Annotated in this window: 16 protein-coding genes; 6 read left to right on the top strand and 10 right to left on the bottom strand. The window is 60.4% G+C overall.

Annotation, left to right across the window (positions count from 1 at the left end; genetic code table 11):
* Positions 1-26 precede the first annotated feature (26 nt).
* Both LRS06_RS13395 and LRS06_RS13400 read left to right on the top strand, forming a co-directional pair.
* The gene (locus tag LRS06_RS13395) at positions 27-1,037 is read left to right on the top strand and encodes a helix-hairpin-helix domain-containing protein (protein WP_257871934.1); all 1,011 of its coding nucleotides are present in this window, start codon (positions 27-29) and stop codon (positions 1,035-1,037) included.
* 179 nt (positions 1,038-1,216) lie between these two features.
* Positions 1,217-2,089, top strand: coding sequence for a hypothetical protein (locus tag LRS06_RS13400; RefSeq protein ID WP_257871935.1), 873 nt, complete (start codon positions 1,217-1,219; stop codon positions 2,087-2,089).
* 105 nt (positions 2,090-2,194) lie between these two features.
* Here LRS06_RS13400 and LRS06_RS13405 read toward each other — a convergent pair whose 3' ends face one another.
* Positions 2,195-3,730, bottom strand: a complete 1,536-nt coding sequence (locus tag LRS06_RS13405) for a hypothetical protein (protein ID WP_257871936.1) — start codon at positions 3,728-3,730, stop codon at positions 2,195-2,197.
* Positions 3,731-4,006: 276 nt separating this feature from the next.
* On the opposite strand from LRS06_RS13405, the gene LRS06_RS13410 reads away from it, so the two are divergent.
* Positions 4,007-4,198, top strand: coding sequence for a cold-shock protein (locus LRS06_RS13410; RefSeq protein WP_196953837.1), 192 nt, complete (start codon positions 4,007-4,009; stop codon positions 4,196-4,198).
* 154 nt (positions 4,199-4,352) lie between these two features.
* On the opposite strand, the gene LRS06_RS13415 is transcribed toward LRS06_RS13410, so the two are convergent.
* Both LRS06_RS13415 and ricT read right to left on the bottom strand, forming a co-directional pair.
* Positions 4,353-4,859 (bottom strand): gliding motility lipoprotein GldH, encoded by a 507-nt coding sequence (locus tag LRS06_RS13415; RefSeq protein ID WP_257871937.1) that lies wholly within the window; start codon positions 4,857-4,859, stop codon positions 4,353-4,355.
* A gap of 7 nt (positions 4,860-4,866) precedes the next feature.
* Positions 4,867-6,327: a regulatory iron-sulfur-containing complex subunit RicT gene (ricT, locus tag LRS06_RS13420; protein WP_308239905.1), complete on the bottom strand. Its 1,461-nt coding sequence runs from the start codon at positions 6,325-6,327 to the stop codon at positions 4,867-4,869.
* 329 nt (positions 6,328-6,656) lie between these two features.
* Between ricT and LRS06_RS13425 the strand changes: the two genes are divergently transcribed.
* Positions 6,657-7,454 (top strand): zinc-dependent metalloprotease, encoded by a 798-nt coding sequence (locus LRS06_RS13425; RefSeq protein WP_257871938.1) that lies wholly within the window; start codon positions 6,657-6,659, stop codon positions 7,452-7,454.
* A 78-nt stretch (positions 7,455-7,532) separates the two neighbouring features.
* On the opposite strand, the gene LRS06_RS13430 is transcribed toward LRS06_RS13425, so the two are convergent.
* From LRS06_RS13430 to rsfS, 7 genes are all read right to left on the bottom strand, one after another.
* On the bottom strand, positions 7,533-10,157 hold the full coding sequence (locus LRS06_RS13430; RefSeq protein WP_257871939.1) for a S8 family serine peptidase: 2,625 nt from the start codon (positions 10,155-10,157) through the stop codon (positions 7,533-7,535).
* Between the two features lie 176 nt (positions 10,158-10,333).
* The gene (locus LRS06_RS13435; RefSeq protein ID WP_257871940.1) at positions 10,334-11,497 is read right to left on the bottom strand and encodes a zinc-dependent alcohol dehydrogenase; all 1,164 of its coding nucleotides are present in this window, start codon (positions 11,495-11,497) and stop codon (positions 10,334-10,336) included.
* 194 nt (positions 11,498-11,691) lie between these two features.
* Positions 11,692-12,624: a hypothetical protein gene (locus LRS06_RS13440; protein WP_257871941.1), complete on the bottom strand. Its 933-nt coding sequence runs from the start codon at positions 12,622-12,624 to the stop codon at positions 11,692-11,694.
* A 10-nt stretch (positions 12,625-12,634) separates the two neighbouring features.
* On the bottom strand, positions 12,635-13,426 hold the full coding sequence (locus LRS06_RS13445) for a UDP-2,3-diacylglucosamine diphosphatase (RefSeq protein WP_257871942.1): 792 nt from the start codon (positions 13,424-13,426) through the stop codon (positions 12,635-12,637).
* Positions 13,401-14,054: an LUD domain-containing protein gene (locus tag LRS06_RS13450; RefSeq protein WP_257871943.1), complete on the bottom strand. Its 654-nt coding sequence runs from the start codon at positions 14,052-14,054 to the stop codon at positions 13,401-13,403. The genes LRS06_RS13445 and LRS06_RS13450 overlap by 26 nt, the downstream gene beginning before the upstream one ends.
* 122 nt (positions 14,055-14,176) lie before the next feature.
* Positions 14,177-16,288: an ATP-dependent zinc metalloprotease FtsH gene (gene ftsH / locus LRS06_RS13455; protein WP_257871944.1), complete on the bottom strand. Its 2,112-nt coding sequence runs from the start codon at positions 16,286-16,288 to the stop codon at positions 14,177-14,179.
* Between the two features lie 91 nt (positions 16,289-16,379).
* On the bottom strand, positions 16,380-16,766 hold the full coding sequence (gene rsfS, locus LRS06_RS13460) for a ribosome silencing factor (protein ID WP_196953828.1): 387 nt from the start codon (positions 16,764-16,766) through the stop codon (positions 16,380-16,382).
* A 15-nt stretch (positions 16,767-16,781) separates the two neighbouring features.
* On the opposite strand from rsfS, the gene LRS06_RS13465 reads away from it, so the two are divergent.
* Positions 16,782-17,570, top strand: coding sequence for a biotin--[acetyl-CoA-carboxylase] ligase (locus LRS06_RS13465; RefSeq protein ID WP_257871945.1), 789 nt, complete (start codon positions 16,782-16,784; stop codon positions 17,568-17,570).
* Between the two features lie 68 nt (positions 17,571-17,638).
* Positions 17,639-18,025, top strand: a complete 387-nt coding sequence (locus LRS06_RS13470; RefSeq protein ID WP_257871946.1) for a T9SS type A sorting domain-containing protein — start codon at positions 17,639-17,641, stop codon at positions 18,023-18,025.
* Positions 18,026-18,066: the final 41 nt, after the last annotated feature.

Below are 18,066 nucleotides of genomic sequence, written 5' to 3' on the forward strand. Positions count from 1 at the left end.
GAATTTTTATTCAGCCCGGTGCGAGCATGAAGCGCTTTCTGCTATCCTTTTATCTGCGGGTACACCGTTCCTTCCACTTTTCGCGGGTCGAAACCAACGGGTTTGTGGTGCTGCTGGTGCTTATGAGCCTGCTTTTGCTGGTGCCCACGCTGCTGCTCCCCGCCCTGTCTCACTATAATCCGGCAGCCGATCAAGAGGAACTCGATAAATTTGCCGCCGAGTTGGCTTCCCGCCGGGCTCCAAACCGCCAGTACGCGGGCGGCAAGTCCCGGTATCCGTCGAAATACAGCCGTACGCCCATGGAGCAGGTGGCGCTGGCGCCCTTCAACCCCAACACGCTGACGGCCCAGGACTGGGAAGCCCGGGGCGTGCCGCGCTACGTGGCTGCCCGCCTCGTACGCTACGGACAGGCCATAAAAGGCTTCCAGGCCAAAGACCAGATTCAGAAAGCCTATGGGCTGGAACCAGCTGTCTATGCTCGGCTGGCCCCGTTTATTGAACTGCCCGAGCATCTGCCGCCGCGCACCAAGCCGGCCTGGGCCCGCCACGACTCCACGGCTTACGCAGGCACTCGGCGACCAGCCTACGCCGCCAATGCGCCACGCTTTAAACGTAAGCCTACGAACCTGCAGCCGTTTGACTTGAATGCGGCCGATACGGCGCAGCTTCAGCAAATCCGGGGCATTGGTCGGAAAACGGCCCTGCGCTTGGTGGCCTACCGAGAACGGCTGGGTGGCTTCGTCAAAGAGGAGCAGCTGCAGGAAGTGTTTGGCCTGCCGCCCGACCTGGCCGACAGCCTGCGCAAGTACACCTTTGTGCGCGAGGGCTACGTACCGACCCCGCTCCACGTGAATCGGGCAAGCTTTGGGGAGCTGAAGGCGCACCCGTATGTAGGTCCCCGGCTGGCGCGGGTGCTGGTGGCTTTTCGGGAGCAGCACGGGGCTTTTCAGCAGCTCGAGGACCTGCGCCAGATTCGGATTTTGGAGCCGGCTGGGTTGGAAAAGCTTCGGCCGTATCTGGGGTTTGCGGCGCCGTAAACAGGCTCGTTTTCCGCATACGCAGATGTGCTGATGAACACCTAAAGCAGGTGGCAGGGAAACACGGCAGGGTAATTATGCGCAGCAACTGTATTTTGCCGCGACAAAATTGCCGGCCCTGCGTAAGGGAAGGCATCCGGCCGGCCGTAGGGGCTGGCCGACATCCTGAACCTGAGAGCATGAATGTATTGCTACTGCTGCGCGACCGTCTGGCTCCTATGGCGTTTTTCCTGCACGCTCTGCTGTGCGGCTGCACCAAGGAGGGCGACCGGGGCAGCTTCGAGAAAATCAATTCTGAGTATACCGTGCAGCAGGTTGGCCGGATGCGCCGCGAGGATGTAGTGGAAAGCTCCGGCCTGGCGCTGGCCAATGCCCACGGCGACCTGTGGACCCACGGCGACGGGGGCAATACGTCGATACTCTATAAAGTAACAACCCAGGGCGACCTGCTGAGCAAGCACCGCGTGCCTGATGCCAACAACATCGATTGGGAAGACCTGGCCCAGGACCGCCAGCATGGCTACCTGTTCATCGGCGACTTCGGCAACAACGGCAACAAGCGCCACGACCTGCGTATCTACCGCCTCAAGGAGCCCGAGCTCAAGAAGGTAGACACCATTGCCTTCCGCTACCCCGACCAGCGGGTTTTTCCGCCGCGCAAAGCTGCCCGCAACTTCGACTGTGAAGCCTTTTTCTACGCCGATGACTCCCTGCACCTTTTCACCAAGAACCGGGGCAAAGGCAGTTGGGTGAAATATTACAAGGTACCCGCCCGGCCGGGCAACCACGTAGCCGTGCTGGCCGACAGCATCCGCATCAATACCTGGATAACCGGGGCCGACATCAGCCCCAACGGCCAGCTGGTGGCGCTGCTAGGCTACGGCCACGCTTACCTGATTGAGCGTCAGCCGGGCCACAAGTTGTTCGACGGCCGGAAAAGCTGTCTGCCGCTCGCCAAATCGGGCCAGGCCGAAGGGCTGGTGTTTGTAAGTGAGCAGGACTTCATTGTCAGCAACGAAAAAGGCAAGCTGTACCGGGCCACCCATCATTAGCTCGCACCCATAGCCGCTCAACTGCGGAGCAGGTTTGAAATTTATGAAGCATAAAAAAGCCTTCCCGCAGTGCAGGAAGGCTTTTTTATGGCTATTGCCTATAGGTTAACGCTGGTCGTCCTCGTCGCGGCCGCGGTTGCGGCGGGGCATAGGACCATAGTCATCAGAATCGTTATCCTGATTGCGGTACTGGCCGCGCTGGTCGCCACCGTAGTTCCGGTTCCTATCCTGCTGGTCATAGTCACCGCGGGAAGGGGAGCCACCGCGCATATTACCGCTGCCGGAAGTGTACTCGTCGTTGTAGGAGCCACCGCGGGAGCCGAATCCTTCGCGGGCGTTGCCTCCGTAGTTGCCCGAACCCTGGTTGTAGCCGCTGCGGGAGCCGTACTGGTCGCGGTCAGAGCGGCTGTTGCCGCCGTAGCCGCCCTGGCCGCTGTAATGGTTGTTCTCATCGCGGTAGTAGCCGCCCTGCTGGCCGTAGTCCTGCTGGCTGCTCATGCCACCACGCTGGCCCTGGCCGTCCTGGCCCTGCGAAGGCCGGTAGTCATTGTCCTGGTTGCGTTGCTGGCTGCCGTGCGAGCCACGATTCTGGTCGTAGCTCTGGTTGGATCCATACTGGTTCTGGTCGCGGCGGCCATAGGGGTTACCACCCATCGAAGAAGAGCCATAGTCGTTGCTGTAGCCCCGGTCGCGGCCTTCGCGGGAGCCGTTGTCATTTTGGTAGCGACTGTTTTCGTTCCAGCGCTGCTGGTCATCGTGGCGTTGGTTGCCGTACTGGCCGGAGTTGCCCTGGTTGTCGCGGTTGTACATATTACCGCCCGAATTGCGGCCGTTGTTGTCCTGGTAGCCGCGCCCCTGCTGGCCGTAGTTGTTCGAGGGGTGCTGGTTGCCCCAGCTGTTTGGGCCACCATAATTGCCCTGGTTGCTCCGGCCGTAGTCGTTGCCACCGCGGTACTGGTCGCCCTGGCCGTAGTCGCCCCGCCCGTCATAGTCGCGGTAGGAGTTCTGGTGGGTGCTGTAGCCGCCGGCTGGCTGGTTGCTGCCATAGTAGCCGCTCCGGTTGTCGTGCTGGTTGTAGTCGTTGTTGCGGTACTGATTGCCGTATCCGCCCTGGGTGTTGCCGGCCCCGTGCGTGCCAAACTCGCCCCGGCCGGCGCCGCTGCTCATATTCTCGCTTCGGTCACGGTCCTGGTAGCTACCTTCCATGCTGTTGCCAAAGTTGCCGCCGTAGTTGTCTTGCCGGCTGTGCTGGTCGTTCTGGCTGGCTGGCTGGCTTTTCTGCTCAGAGTTCTTCCTGCCGCTGCCCGAAGAAGCACCGTCGGTTGATTTTTTGGTCGTAGGAGCGGAGCTACCGGCTTTTCCGGTGCTGCCGCTGGATTTTTTGCTGTCAGTCTTCAGCGCCGCAGGCTTCACCTCTTTGTTGGCCTGGGTGCTCTGGCTCGTGTTGCCGAGGCCGCCCTGACCGGCACTCATCTCCGAAGAAGCCAGCGACTGGCTGGAAGTGGTACCAACGCTATTGAGGCTGGCGGACGGGTTGTTGGAGCCCCCTACGCCCGGGTTTTGTGCCGTGGGGGAGTTGCTATCGGAAGTGGTTGCGGAAGTGCCAGGGGAGTTGGTCTGATTCTTTTGCTGATTGTCCATGAGGTGGGTGGTTAGGCGTGAAAAAGAAAGATGCAACGCCGATTTTATACGCAAGCTGGTCAGCCCCGGCTACATCTGTCGGCTCGAATGGCGTGTAACATGTTGGTGTTACTGTTTTGGTCTAGGCAGTGCTGTTCGAGGCTATACTGCTTCAACAAGGTGGTAAACGCTAGATCGTACGCAAATACTCTATTGGACTATGCGCAGAATAACCTGTAGATTTACCGTCGCAATCTGTTTCTCCTTTTAACCTTTTACCACAACCAAGTACCCAGCATGAAAACGGGCAAAGTCAAATTCTTTAATGAAACTAAGGGCTTCGGGTTTATAATAGACGACGAGCAGGCACAGGAAATCTTCGTGCACCAGACCGGACTAGTACATGAAATCCGGGAAAATGATCGGGTAGCTTTCGAGGTCATTGATGGCAAAAAAGGCCTGAATGCCGTGAAAGTGGAGCGCATCTAGCTTTCCGCCAGCGGCACCCTAGCGCTACTTCAACGCCCACCCTGGTTTCAAACCAAGGTGGGCGTTTTGTTTTCAGCCTAGTCTGAAAACGAAAACTCCTTTCTGGCTCTCGCCGGAAAGGAGTTCAGGAAAGGTAGGAAACCGGGCCGAGCTATTACTCGGCGGTATGCCGGGCTACGCGCACGCCCACGGCCATAATACCAGGCAGGGCGTCCTGGCGCATGTATTGTTCCAGTGTGAGCCGGTACTCGCCCGGCTGCCGGAAGCGCTGCTGCGGCAAAGCCAGAATGCGGTGGTCGAAGATGTCGCCGCTACCACTGCCCAGGGGCTCACCGGTCTTAGCATCCAGCAGCCGCATTTCGTGCAGCAGCATTGAAACCGGCCGGCCATCCGGGGCAGTGAGCGTATGCTTCACATATAGGTTGTAATACCCGTAATCCGCAGCGTTGCGGATGTTGAAGTACACGTCATAGAGCTGCGTAGTATCAGTGATAGTAAACGTGAAGGATGGTTTTTCCTGCACGGCCCACACGTAGGGCTGCCCACCGGCGTCCTTCAGGTCTACGTTCTGCTCGTACAGCTCACTGGTGTCGCAAGAAGCCAAAAACAGCAAACTCAGCGCCGCCAACCACCCGCGCATCGGAAACAAACGAAAAGGCATAAGTAAATCAGGCTTGAGGAGGAGTTGAACCAGCAGAACTGCCTCCGCTACGGCGGCCCCCACGGCGGCCACCCCGGCCGGCGCCGGAGCGGGGCTCAGCAGTGCCACCGGCCCCGGCGTCACCGGCCGGGCGCTCCGGGCCGCGCCCCTCAGGTTTGGCCGTGCCGTCGCCGCTAGGGCGGGGCGGACGGTGGCGGCGGTTAGCGGGTTTGGCAGCGGCGCCGCGGGGTCGGCCATCGGCGCCGCGGGGCGTTGCCGTAGCCGTTGGTGCTACCACCGTACTCCGCGCAGGCGCGTCGGTTTCGCGGGGAGCAGCGGGGGGCGTAACCGCCCCGGGCTCCTTCTTCTTTTTGCGCTTGCTGCGCTTGCCGGCTTTGATTTTATCGTCGAGGCGGTCGAGGTTGCCTTCCACAATGGCCGAAACCTCGGGCTCCCGCTCTTCCTCACGCATGGGCGGCAGCAGGCTCTCGGGCTTTTCGCCGCGCTTGTTCATGTCCAGAATTTCGCGCACGCGCTCAGTGGGCAGCACCACCCAGTTGTTGTCGCCCCGGAAGGCAAACCACATCTTCTTCTTGAAAATGTCGGTCTTTTGCAGGAAAGCGTCGCCTTTCTCGGTTTGCAGGGGGCGCTGTACCTGCGGAATATCCTTGAGGGCTACCAGGTAGGTGTCGAGTTCGTAGTTGAGGCAGCACTTGAGGCGCCCGCACTGGCCCGAGAGCTTAGCCGGATTCAAGCTTAGGTTCTGGTAGCGGGCGGCGGTGGTGCTCACGCTCTTGAACTCAGTGAGCCAGGTGGAGCAGCACAGCTCGCGCCCGCAGGAGCCGATGCCGCCTAGGCGGCCGGCCTCGTGGCGCAGGGAAATCTGACGCATCTCTACCCGCACCCGAAACTCCTCAGCCAGGCGCTTGATCAGGTCCCGGAAGTCCACCCGGTCGTCGGCGGAGTAGAAGAACGTGGCGCGGCTGCGGTCGGCCTGGTACTCCACGTCGGAAAGCTTCATTTTCAGGCGCAGTTCATCCACCACCGAGCGGGCCCGGAACATGGTGCCGGTTTCCAGGTCGCGCACCGCTTCCCAGCGCTCCACGTCCTGGGGCGTAGCCACGCGCAGAATGGGCCGGATTTCCTTGGAGTCGGTCGGTACTTTCTTCTTGCGCATCTGCAGGCGTACCAGCTCGCCCTTTAGGGACACGTGGCCGAGGTGCCAGCCGTTGCCGGCCGCTTCCACCACCACGGCGTCGCCGGTCACGAGGGGCAGGTGCTGCTCGTTGCGAAAGAATTCCTTGCGGCCGCCTTTGAAGCGGATTTCCACGAGGTTGAAGCCTTTAAAATCACTGGGCAGATCGAGGTCCTGCAGCCAGTCGAATACATTGAGGCGGTTGCAGCCACCCGTGCTACAGCTGCCTTTGGAGCCGCAGCCCTGGGCAGTTGTAGAGCAGCCTCCACCAGAGGAACAAGAAGAACAAGCCACGGCTTGGAAGATCTATATATAGTGAAGCAGCCCGAAAGCTGCTGAAAAACGGTTTCAAACAAAGATACACATTTCGGCAGGGCCGCTGAAGCAGCCGGTAAGCTACCTAAGCAAGCAACCGTGCACTACTGTGTGTGGGTTCCCACGCTCTGCCCAAGGTACAGGTTCCTGCCACAGCTACCGGTTATGGATTTGACAAACTCAGCAATTGAATGTACATAATATTGCACTTATCTCGATTTGACTTAGTTTTTATTTCTATCCTCGCAAAAACTCCTTACATTTTCAGCACTCTTTTCAATTCATTTCTTTCACACCACCCCACATTTATGAAGTTTACCTCTTTCTCTTCTAAGCTGGGCATGCTGGCCCTGGCTGGTTCGCTGCTCGCCTCCTGCGCCGAGAAAACCGAAATTGCCAAGGACCAGATAAGCCCGGATGCTATTGCCAAGATTCAGGCCCTGGGCTTCAGCTCGGCCAATGTGCAGCGCGATGGTGACGCCTACATCGTGGAAGGCGACATCCGCCTGACGGACCGCGACCTGGCCGGGGCTTACAGCAATGGCAAGCTACTGCGCGTAGGCAGCGAGGAGCAGTACCGCACGACCAACGTGGTAAAAGCGCCGCGCGTCATCACCATCAGCCTGTCAAACAAAATGCCCGCTTCCTATGCTGCGGTAGTTGACGAGGTAGTGCGCCGCTACAACGCGGAAAACCTGACGCTGACGTTCTCGCGGGTAGCTTCGGGCGGCAACATCGTGCTGACTACGGCCAACGGCAGCTACCTGGCTTCCGCTGGCTTTCCTACGTCGGCTGGTGCTCCTTATGGCTCGGTTAACGTGAATACCCGCGCTATCGGTACCAACCCAAACCTGAACTACGCGGCAACTATCATTGCCCATGAAGTAGGCCACTGCATCGGCTTCCGCCACACCGACTACACGGACCGCTCGTATAGCTGCGGCGGCTCTACCTCCAACGAGGGTGCCAGCACGGTAGGCGCCATCCTGATTCCGGGCACACCCGCTGCGGCAGACCCGAACTCCTGGATGCTGGCCTGCATTGGCAGCGGCCAGAACCGCTACTTCAACGCCAACGACAAAACCGCGCTGAACTATCTGTATTAATCGGAGCAGTTCTCACTTTGCTTGAAATGCAAAAGAGCCCCGGCCATACGGCCGGGGCTCTTTTTGTGGGAGGTGCGGCTAATATACCAGCACATGGCGGGTCCAGCGGCGGCCGTCCTCGGTTTCGGCGCGGAGCAGGTAGCTACCCGACTTCAGGCCCTGGGTGCTGAGCTCATTCAGGACGCCGTCGGCCGTAGCCTCGCGGCACAGGCGGCCCAGGCTGTCGAACAGGCGCAGGCGCAGGGCCGGGCCGCCCGTTACGGCTACCCGAACAAACTCGCCGGCACGCAATGGGTTTGGGAATACGGCCAGCTCATTTTCGGGCAAATAAAATACCCGTTCTGCCTGACTGTAGAAGCTGGCCCCTGAAGAAGTAGTTAGGCGTACCCGGTAGAGGCTGCTGCCTTGCGGCGGAGCCGCATCAGCGAACTGCAGGGTAGTAGAGCTGATCGGGCTCAGGGTTTGCACCGCCACGAAGCCGCTGCTTTCCTGCCGCTCCAGCGTGGCCGAAACCAGCTGGTAGGTGCTGGCCAACTCCACATCGAACGTTACGGCGCTGTTGATAAGCCCGGCGGGCAGAAAGCTCACGAAATAACACGCCGCGCCCTGCTGGTAGTTGACGGTAAGGCTCCGATACCCAGGCTGGCCCTGCACAAGCGGCGCCACGGCGTAATACGAGCCGGTCGTTTCCTCGTCGGTCAGCAGCAGAGTCGTGTCCGTCACGGTGCGCCACGGTTCCAGGTACCGGCCGCGGAGCGTGTATACCTGGTACTGCGTAGCCCCCGGCACCTTTTGCCAGGCCAGCAGTGCCTGGGGCTGGCAGTAATAGGCCACGCGCAGTTTCGGGTCGGGGCTAATGGTAAATTCCGCTGATTCAACGCTGAGGCTGCTGCCCTGTAGTCGCAGTTGTACCCGTGCGGCGGTGTCGGGCGGAAGCCAGGCATAATAACCGGCCTCAACCGGCACATCGGCGGCAATAGTCTGCCACTCAGTCGCGCCCGCGAAACGATATTGCAGCGCGGCGCTGGCTGCTGGCCCGGCCCACTGCCAGCGCACATAGTGAGGCTGCACAGCTTCAACAGCGCTGCCCGCCATGGGCCAGGTCCACTGCAGGCCCTGAGCGGTTTCGTAGGCTAAGTGAAATTCCTGCGGGCCTTGGGGGACAGCATAGCCGCGTACAATTATCTGGTATTGACCGGCCGGGGGGAAAGTGAGCGTAATCTGCTCCACGTTGTTGAGGTGGTCGGCGCGGCGACGAGCGGGCAGGGCGAGGGAGTCGAGGTGAGGGGCGGTGCTGAGCACCCAGGGGCGGAAGCGCCGGCCGGTAGCCACCTCAACCAACTCCACATCCAGATCATGCACCAACGCTTTGTCCGCGTTGGGCTCGGCAGTGGGGTCATTCCAGGCCAGGGTAAGCTTGAAGAGCTGGGCGCCCGCCGGCACGCCGACGGAAAAGGTTTTCTGCTCCTGATTCGCCACGGAGCCGGTGAAAAAGCGGCTGTCGGCTACCGTTTGCACGGCTCCCAGCGCATCCAGCTGGCCAAACCCCGTCTTGAAATCCGGACCGACGGCGCCTACGTCATCGGTAGCGTTGAGCAGGATGGCTTTTACCAGCGCCGAAGAAGGCAGCGCGCCGGCGTGCTGGTTGCGGTAGGCATGCTGCACCAGCAGTGCGGCCCCCGATACCAGCGCGGCCGCATCGGAGGAGCCGCCCGCCCCATAGGCAACCAACTCGGGTTTCAGGCGGCCGTCGTAGGCGGGGCCCCGGGAGCTGCGCGGCGTAAGCTCCTTGATGGCGTTGGTAGCGCCCACACTCAGCGTGTTTTTCGAGTGCTTGAACTGGCCGGTGAGGTTGGCCACGCCCGGCAGGCCGGCGTAAGAACCAGCGGAGCTGGTCTGGTCGCCGCTGTTGCCGGAGGAAAACACGTGCAGCAGGGCCGGAAGCTGCCGGGTCTGCTCATCGTAAGCCACCGCATCCAGGCCGTAGTAATTCTCGATGGCCACGCCGTAGGAGTGATTCTGGACGGATACTCCGGCTGAGGCTAGCTCATCGGTAGCATCAGCCGACAGATTGCTGAAATCAGCGGAAACCACCCGCGCCTGCGAGGCGGCTCCCCGACCCAGCGGCCCCGTGTTGCCGGCTCCGGCAATAAACGTGGCCATTTCCGTGGCGTGGGAGGTTTCGTTGCGGCCAGCCAGGGAAAAAGGTACCACGCGGCCGCGCAAGTCAATATCCGTCGAGTCGAAAGCCTGCTCCTTGATAGAAGCCGTCAGTCCCTCGCCGGTCAGGGCGGGAAACTGGTACCACACGGCCGCCAGCGTGTTCAGCGTCAGATCAGAGGAAGGAATGCTGGTTTCTTCGTGAACCGGGCGCCGGGCTATATCCACGAAGCGCACCCAGGGGCAGGCTGCCAGCCGGGAAAGCTGGACGGACTCCAGGCGGTCCAGCAGCAAAACGGTAGGACGATTTTTATCGGCGGCGCTGCGCACGTTGGGCAGCTCCTTCTGTAGCCAACTGCTGAACTCAGCAGGAGAAGAAACCAGCACCTGCACTTGCTGATAAGAGCCGGAAGGGGCGTGCTTCAGCGGCAATGCCAGGCGTGAGGCTGTCGGCCGGGTTTGCTGGGCTAGGCTGGCCAGAGGCAATAGTAGGCCCAGCAGCCAGGCAAAGGCGCCAGAAGTCAATCGAAAAGCACGCATCATGCGGGTGGGCAGTGGGGTGGCGGTGCGTATAATGAAATAAGAGAGGAAGCTCAAGGTACGCAATCCGGCCTTGTCGAAAAGGAATAGCCGGCTAGCTTCGGCCTGATGCTGCAAGCAAAAAGACCCGCCAAACGGGGCGGGTCTTGCAAGGTTCAGCTATAAGCCTTAGCGCCGGTTCAGGGCTTCAGCACAACTTTCACGCAATTGTCTTTCTTGTTGCGGAAGATGTCGTAGCCGTGCGCGGCTTCCGAGAGCGGCAGGCGGTGCGTGATGATGTCGTCGAGCACCACTTTGCCTTCGATGACGTACTGCAGCAACTTGTCGATGTGCTTGTGGGCCGGGGCCTGGCCGCCCACAATCTTGATGCCTTTGTCGAAAAACTGATGAATGGGGAAATTGTCGAACGGCGCCGAGTACACGCCCAGTACCGATACGATACCGCCGCGCCGCACGGCGCTCATGCAGGTTTCCAGCACTTTGGGGGAGCCTTTTTCGAAGTTGATTACGGCCTTGGCACGGTCAATCAGGTCCCGGTCGGGCTCGAAGCCTACGGCTTCGATACACACATCGGCCCCGCGGCCGTTGCTCATGGCCCGGATCTGCTCTACCACGTCCTTGCGGTTTTTCCACAGAATGGTTTCGCAATACGTGGTGCGCTTGGCTTTGTCGAGGCGGTACTGCTGGGTATCCACGATGACCACCCGGGCTGCCCCCCGCAGCCACGCTGACTTGGCCGCCATGATGCCCACGGGGCCCGAGCCAAAAATGGCTACGAACTCGCCGCCTTTCACCTCGCCCCAGTCCACGCCTGAGTAGCCGGTAGGAAATATATCGGTCAGAAACAGCGCCTGCTCATCCGTCAGCGAATCGGGAATAACGCGGGGGCCGAAGTCGGCGTAGGGCACGCGCACGTACTCGGCTTGGCCGCCGTTGTAGCCGCCGTAGATATCGGTGTAGCCGAAGAGGGCGCCACCTTTTTCCGTCAGCAGGCCGCCCTCCGGGCCGTAATGGTCGGGGTTGGAGTTTTCGCAATGGCCCGGCAGTTGGTGGTTGCAGAAGTAGCAGGTGCCGCACGCTACCGGGAAGGGCACTACCACCCGGTCGCCCACTTTCAGCTTGTTGCCCACGCCTTTACCCACTTCCTCCACAATGCCCATAAACTCGTGGCCCAGCACCATGGGCCGGGGCTGCGGAATGCTGCCGTTGTAGATGTGCAGATCGGAGCCGCAGATGGCCGTGCTGGTCACCCGGATAATAGCGTCGCGGGAATCTTCGATTTTCGGATCATCGACGGTATCAACGCGGACGTCTTTCATACCGTGGAATACAAGAGCCTTCATGCGGGACAGGGTGTTTGGTTGGGAAATAGGAAAGTGAAAGAGGCCTTGGCTTGCGCTGCCTTCTCTTCCTGAAACCAAACGAGCCCCATCGGAGCGTAGTTATCGGATAGCTACTGAATAAAAAGTCATGTGTTTGATAGATAAATAGTTGTGCTTGCGTAAAGCCGAAATTATATAAGCGCTTCAGCCAGTGGTTATTGACGGCTACAAATGGTACACCAGGATACCTTCGGCCGTAAACAGATACGCGAACTGCTCGCCCAGCAGCACCAACCGGCTGGCGGCGGCTTCGGGTGGTAGCGGCACGGTGCGCTCAGTGAGCGTGTAAAGCTGAAAGAAATGCAGTGCCCCATCCCGCAGGAAATACAGCTCATCCCCCGAAAACCTACTTGGTTAAGTCCCGCGAAAGGCAGCTTCTTGCGGTACGTTCCCAAGTTGTCGAACACATAGATGCCGCTGGTAAAGTCGACGAGATACAGATTATTCTGGTACTGGCGCAGAAACCGAAAATCGGGACGGGTGCGGCCCACCAGCAGATCCAGCGGGGTACTAGCTACCAGGCGCTGCGCCCCGGAGTCGAACTGCCTCAGCGTCAGGTCTGATTCGTTCAGCAGCCACAGCTTGTCGTCGGGGGCCAGGGTGGCTACGCGGATAAGGCCGTCGAGGTAATCGGTGAGGCGCACCTGGGTGAGCGGGGCCAGAAACCGGTCAAGCAGCAGCACTTCCTGCCGGTCATCGTAGAACGCCAGCACCTTGGTCAGGTTCCAGGCTTCCAGTTGCGCCACGTGGCCCGGCAGCGGAGCCGAGTACGTATTCAGCGCCTGTCCGTCGGCAGCGTACTGACGCAGGTTGTTTTGCGCATCGGCCACGTAAAGCGTACCGCGTCGGTCGAGGGAAGCCGCGCCGGCCTTGGGCAGCGGAATGCTGCGAACCAGCGTCCAGGCGGCTGCGGAGGAGGCGGGAGTTGCCGCAGCCGGGGCCGTTTTGGCGGGGGGCGCCACGGAGGCTGCGGCCGGTACCGTAGTTTGAGCCAGCGCCTGGCCGGGTGCCAGCAACGCAAGCACAAAGCCAACCAGCACGAAGCGGAGACGGTTGCCCGAAAATGCGGCTGGTAGCAGTTGACTCATGATGCGGAAGTTACAGTTGCCGGGCCTCGAAGTGCTGCAGGTCCAGCTGCGTGCCATCGTACACGGCGTAGGAGCAATAATTGACCCACTCGCCCAGGTTCAGGTAGCGGCTGCCGGGCTGCACTTCCACGTTAAGGGGCAGGTGGCGGTGGCCAAACACGTAGTAGTCGTGGTGGTGGCGCTTTTCCAGCTCCCGGCAGTACACCAGCAGCCATTCATCCTCACCGAAATACCGCTCATCGGCCGCGCCGTTCTGCAGGCGGCTGTGCTGGCTCCAGCGGTTGGCAATGCCAATGCCCAGGTTGGGGTGCAGGCGCGCAAACAGCCACTGCGCCACCGGCGAGGCAAAAACCCGCTTTAGTACCTTATAAGTATGGTCGCCGGGGCCCAGCCCGTCGCCGTGGCCAATGTGGAACTCCCGGGTGCCAATGCGCTGACTGACGGGCTGGCGCAGAATGGGGATACCCAGCTCCTGGGTGAAGTAGTCGAACATCCACATATCGTGGTTACCGGTAAAGAACGTCACGGGCAGGCCGGCATCGGTAAGCTCGGCCAGCTTGCCCTGCAAACGGATAAAGCCGCGCGGAATGGCGTGCCGGTACTCAAACCAGAAGTCGAATATGTCGCCCAGCAGGTAAATGGCCGCCGCATCCTGGGCGGCCTGATCCAGCCAGCGCACAATTTTCCGCTCCCGCTCCAGGGAGTGAGCGGCAGTTGGTGCACCGAGGTGAAAGTCGGAGGCGAAATACACCCGCCGGCCGGGCGGTAGCGCCAGGTCAGGCAGTCGGGGAGGGGGTATCATCAAGCAAAAACAGCGCAATGGCCCGGGGGCCGTGGGCTCCCAGAACCAGCGTTTTTTCAATGTCGGCCGTGCGGCTGGGGCCGGTGGTAAGCGAAAACATAGATGGCATTTTGTCGTCGGCTCGGGCCTGCAGCAAGCTCAGCGCGTCGCCGATGTCGGCCACTACCTGCGAGGCGCGGGCCAGCACCAGGTGGCGCTCCGGGTAGATGCTCAGGCGGCGGCCGCTGCCCGTGGCTCCGCTCAGCAGTACGCTGCCGGTGCGGGCTACCAGGGCCTCGCAGGTGGTGAGGCTGGCCGAGGCGTGTTCCAGAAAGCCGCTTTCATCGCCCTGAAACACAATGTCCCCGGCGTGCAGGAGCTTTTTCAGCTCTGGCTCCCACACGTAGAGGTATTCCAGCTTGTGCTCCTTTTTGTAGAGAAACAGCTGGTTGTAAAAGTGCTCCACGGACTCGCAGTAGTAGAACTCGCCGCCTACCCGACGGAAGCTTTCGGCAAAGGCAATGTCTAAGTCGTCGGCCGCCGACGGGTGCAGTGGTGCGGTAAAATCGGGGGCGGCCGGCTGGGGAGCGGGCCGCTGCAGGGCCTCACGAATACGGCCCAGCATAAGTTCGCGGGAAGAAGGCGCCATGGCACGGGAAAAAATGAGGCTCAATCAAAGATAGGCGGTCGGCGGCGGATTGCTTGCCGAACACAGCAACGCCAGCCTCCGGGAAGAAAGCTGGCGTTGCGTTAGTGGTCTGCCAACCAGTGCTACACTGGTGTAACGGCCGAGCCGGTAGGCTCGGAGGTAGCACCGGTTTCCGGCTTGTCGTCCACGCCGGGCAGGTTCAGGGGTGGCAGGTCGTTGCCAAGCGGTACCGGGTGCTCGTTCTTCAGCTCGCTGAGGGTTTCGCTCCGGTCGGTGCCAGCCATGTGGGCCTGGTAGCTGGTCTGGTTGCCGTAGGGGCGTTTGCCCACCAGGCGCTCCAGATCATCCTGCAGCAACACTTCCTTTTCCAGCAGCTCTTTGGCTACCACTTCCAGCTCGTGCCGGCGCTCCGTAAGCAGCTCCTTGGTGCGGACGTAGGCATCGGCAATGATGGTGCGCACTTCCTCGTCAATCATCTGCGAGGTAGCCTCTGAGTATGGCTTCGAGAAGCCATACTCGTTCTGGCCCTTGGAGTCGTAGAAGGAGATGTTGCCCAGCTTGGCATTCATACCATACATGGTCACGATGCTGTATGCCATCTTGGTAATGCGCTCCAGGTCGGAAAGGGCACCGGTCGAAATCTTACCGAAGACGAGTTCCTCGGCAGCGCGGCCGCCCAGGGTCATGCACATTTCGTCGGTGAGCTGCTCCGTGTTGTAGAGGAACTGCTCCCGTGGCAGGTACTGCGCGTAGCCCAGCGCCGCTACGCCACGGGGCACGATGCTCACCTTCACCAAGGGGTCGGCGTGCTCCAGAAACCAGCCGGCAATAGCATGGCCGGCCTCGTGGTAGGCCACAATGCGCTTTTCGTCGGGGCTGATGATTTTGTTTTTCTTCTCGAGCCCACCGATGACGCGGTCGACAGCGTCGGTGAAGTCCTGCATGGTTACCATCTTCTTGTCGCGGCGGGCGGCAATAAGGGCGGCTTCGTTGCAGACGTTGGCAATTTCAGCGCCAGCAAACCCGGGGGTCATAGCCGCCAGCTTCTTGGCCTCCACGTCGGGGCCCAGGGTAATGGGCTTGAGGTGAACCTGGAAAATCTCCGTGCGGCCGTTGATGTCCGGCTTGTCGATACTGATCTGCCGGTCGAAGCGGCCGGGACGGAGCAGGGCCGAGTCGAGGGTGTCGGGGCGGTTGGTGGCGGCCAGGATAATGACGCCGGAATCGGTGCCGAAGCCGTCCATTTCTACCAGCAGCGAGTTGAGCGTGTTTTCCCGCTCATCGTTGCCGCCGGGTACATTGCCCCGGCTGCGGCTGCGGCCAATGGCGTCAATTTCGTCGATGAAGATGATACAGGGGGCCTTGGCCTTGGCTTGCTTGAACAAGTCACGCACCCGGGCCGCACCTACCCCTACAAACATTTCCACGAAGTCGGAGCCCGACAGGGAGAAGAACGGCACGTCGGCCTCACCGGCTACGGCTTTGGCCAGCAAGGTTTTGCCGGTGCCAGGAGGGCCTACCAACAGGGCGCCTTTGGGAATCTTGCCGCCCAGTATGGTGAACTTGGACGGGTTTTTCAGGAACTCTACGATTTCCTGAATTTCCTCCTTGGCTTCCTCAAGGCCGGCTACGTCTTTGAAGGTGATTTTAACTTTATCACCGCCTTCAAACAACGCCGCACGCGACTTGCCAATGTTGAAGATCTGGCCGCCGGGCCCGCCGCCACCACTCATGCGGCGCATCAGGAACCAGAAGCCCACCATCAGCAGAATCATGAAGCCCCAGGTGCTGATAAACTCACCGTAGCCCTGACGGGTGTCTACCTCCAGCCCGATCTGCTGCTCACGCGGAATCTGCGCCTGAAGCTTGTCGTAATCCTCTTTAAAGGTCTTGCCGTCGATAACGCGGAACGCGTACTGCGGGCCGGCCTCCAGGGCCAGCACGCCGCGGCGGCCAAGCTTCTCAGCGTGTTCGGGCTTACGCAGGGCTGAGGGCTTGAGCATTACCTCCACCGTGCGGTCGTTTACCAGCGTCACGCGGCTTACGTCGCCTTGCGCCAGCCAGCTTTCAAACTTTTGCTGGGTAGTGTCGAGGGCAGCGTTGCTGCGGCTGAAGAACAGCATCCCCAGAACGAATACTACCAGCCCAAGCAACATCCAAAGCTGCATACCCGGCTTTGGCGACGGGGTAGGCAGCAGGGGTTTTTTCTTTTTTTGCGGGGTCTTATCAGACATGAATAGGAGTGTAGTCTAAGACAGAAAACAATGAAGCAACCCCATCAGGCAGGGTTTGTTCGGGGGCTGACGCAGCAACCGGTCGTTTACTTTACCGGGCGGCGGTTTCCTCCGCTACGTGCGTGATTTCGGCGTCGCCCCACAGATCTTCCAGTGCATAGAACTGGCGCCGGTCGCGCAGAAACACGTGTACTACCACGTCCACGTAGTCCAGCAGCACCCACTCGCGGTTGGTGCGGCCTTCGGTTTGCCAGGGGCTCTGGCCGGTTAATTTTTCAACCTCCTCTTCGATGGAGCGGGCAATGGCTTCAATCTGCGTATCGGAGGAGGCCGAGCAGATAACAAAATAATCTGCTACGGCATTTTTAAGTTCTTTCAGGTCGAGTACTACGATGTCGGAAGCCTTTTTTTCCTGCATGCCGCGTACTACAACATCTGCCAATCTGTCCGAATCCTGCCGAACCAGCGTACTTTTCATGGGGTATTGTTAGGTTTGAATATCACAAAGTACGAAAATCAGGTGGAGGCACTGCATCCCAAAACCCTCTTCACGGGCCAGCAAGTGATTTGGCTGGCCGAATGTGCCTCTACGAACACGGAGGCGCATGATTTACTTCTCAAAAGCCGCGCCACGGAAGGCTGCGTAGTGCTGACCGACAAACAGACGGCCGGCCGCGGCCAGCGGGGCAACTGGTGGGAAGCCGCCCCCGGCGAGAACCTGACGCTGTCAGTTGTCTGGAAGCCCACGTTCCTGCCGGCCGCCGACCAGTTTCAACTCAGCGTGGCTGTGGCCCTAGCCGTGCGTGACTGGGCAGCCACGCTGCTGGGCGACTCGCTGGCGCTGCGCCTGAAGTGGCCCAACGACCTGTACTACCAGGACCAGAAGCTGGGCGGCATTCTTATTGAGAACACCTTAAACAGCGTTGGAATTCAATCCAGCATCATTGGAATCGGAATAAATATCAATCAGCAGCAGTTTGCCGTGCCTACGGCTACCTCCATTGGGGTGGTGACGGGGCGGAGCTACCCGCTGGCCCCGCTCGTGGAGCGCCTGCTGGAAGCCCTGGAGCGGCGCTACCTGCAGCTGCGGGCCGGCAACGTAGCCGCCCAGCAGCAGGAGTACCTGCGGGTGCTGTACCGCTACCGGCAGCCGGCGCAGTATCAGGCCGCTGGTCGGCTTTTTCAGGGCGTCATCACCGGTATAGAAGCTACTGGTCGATTAGTGGTGGAGGAAAACGGGCAGGAGCGTACCTTCGGGCTACAAGAACTGCGGTACTGCTGATGCAACCAAGATGGGCACGATGCTTGTCTAGCTAGTACAACGTTCTTCTACCTCTTTCTCTTTGAGCTATGAAACTCTCTACTCTGGTTGTATTGCTGGTGCTGCTCGTGGGGCAGCAGCTCTCAGGCGTAGCGGCCGCCGTTACGGCGCGCAAAGCTTCGCCGCCCGCGGTAGCAGCCTGGCAGCAGCCGGAACTGGCTGCCAGCATGCAGCTCTACCCCAATCCCGCGCGTGGCATGGTCATGCTCACGCTGCAGCAGCAGCCCGGCCAGGACTACAAGCTGCGCATCTCCAACATCATTGGACGGGAAGTGCGCGTGCTGCCGCTGCGTGCCGAACTTACGGCCATCGGCCAGCCCCTCAACCTTTCTGATCTGCCCGCGGGTATGTACATGTGCAGCCTGCTGCAGAATGAAAAGGTGATGGGCACGAAGCGGCTGGTGCTGCAGAACTAGCCCCCGTTTTTTCCTGATATTTCGTGAAAGCAGCCGGCAAC

The sequence above is a fragment of the Hymenobacter sp. J193 genome, from assembly GCF_024700075.1.
In the GTDB taxonomy this organism is placed as follows: Bacteria; Bacteroidota; Bacteroidia; order Cytophagales; family Hymenobacteraceae; genus Hymenobacter.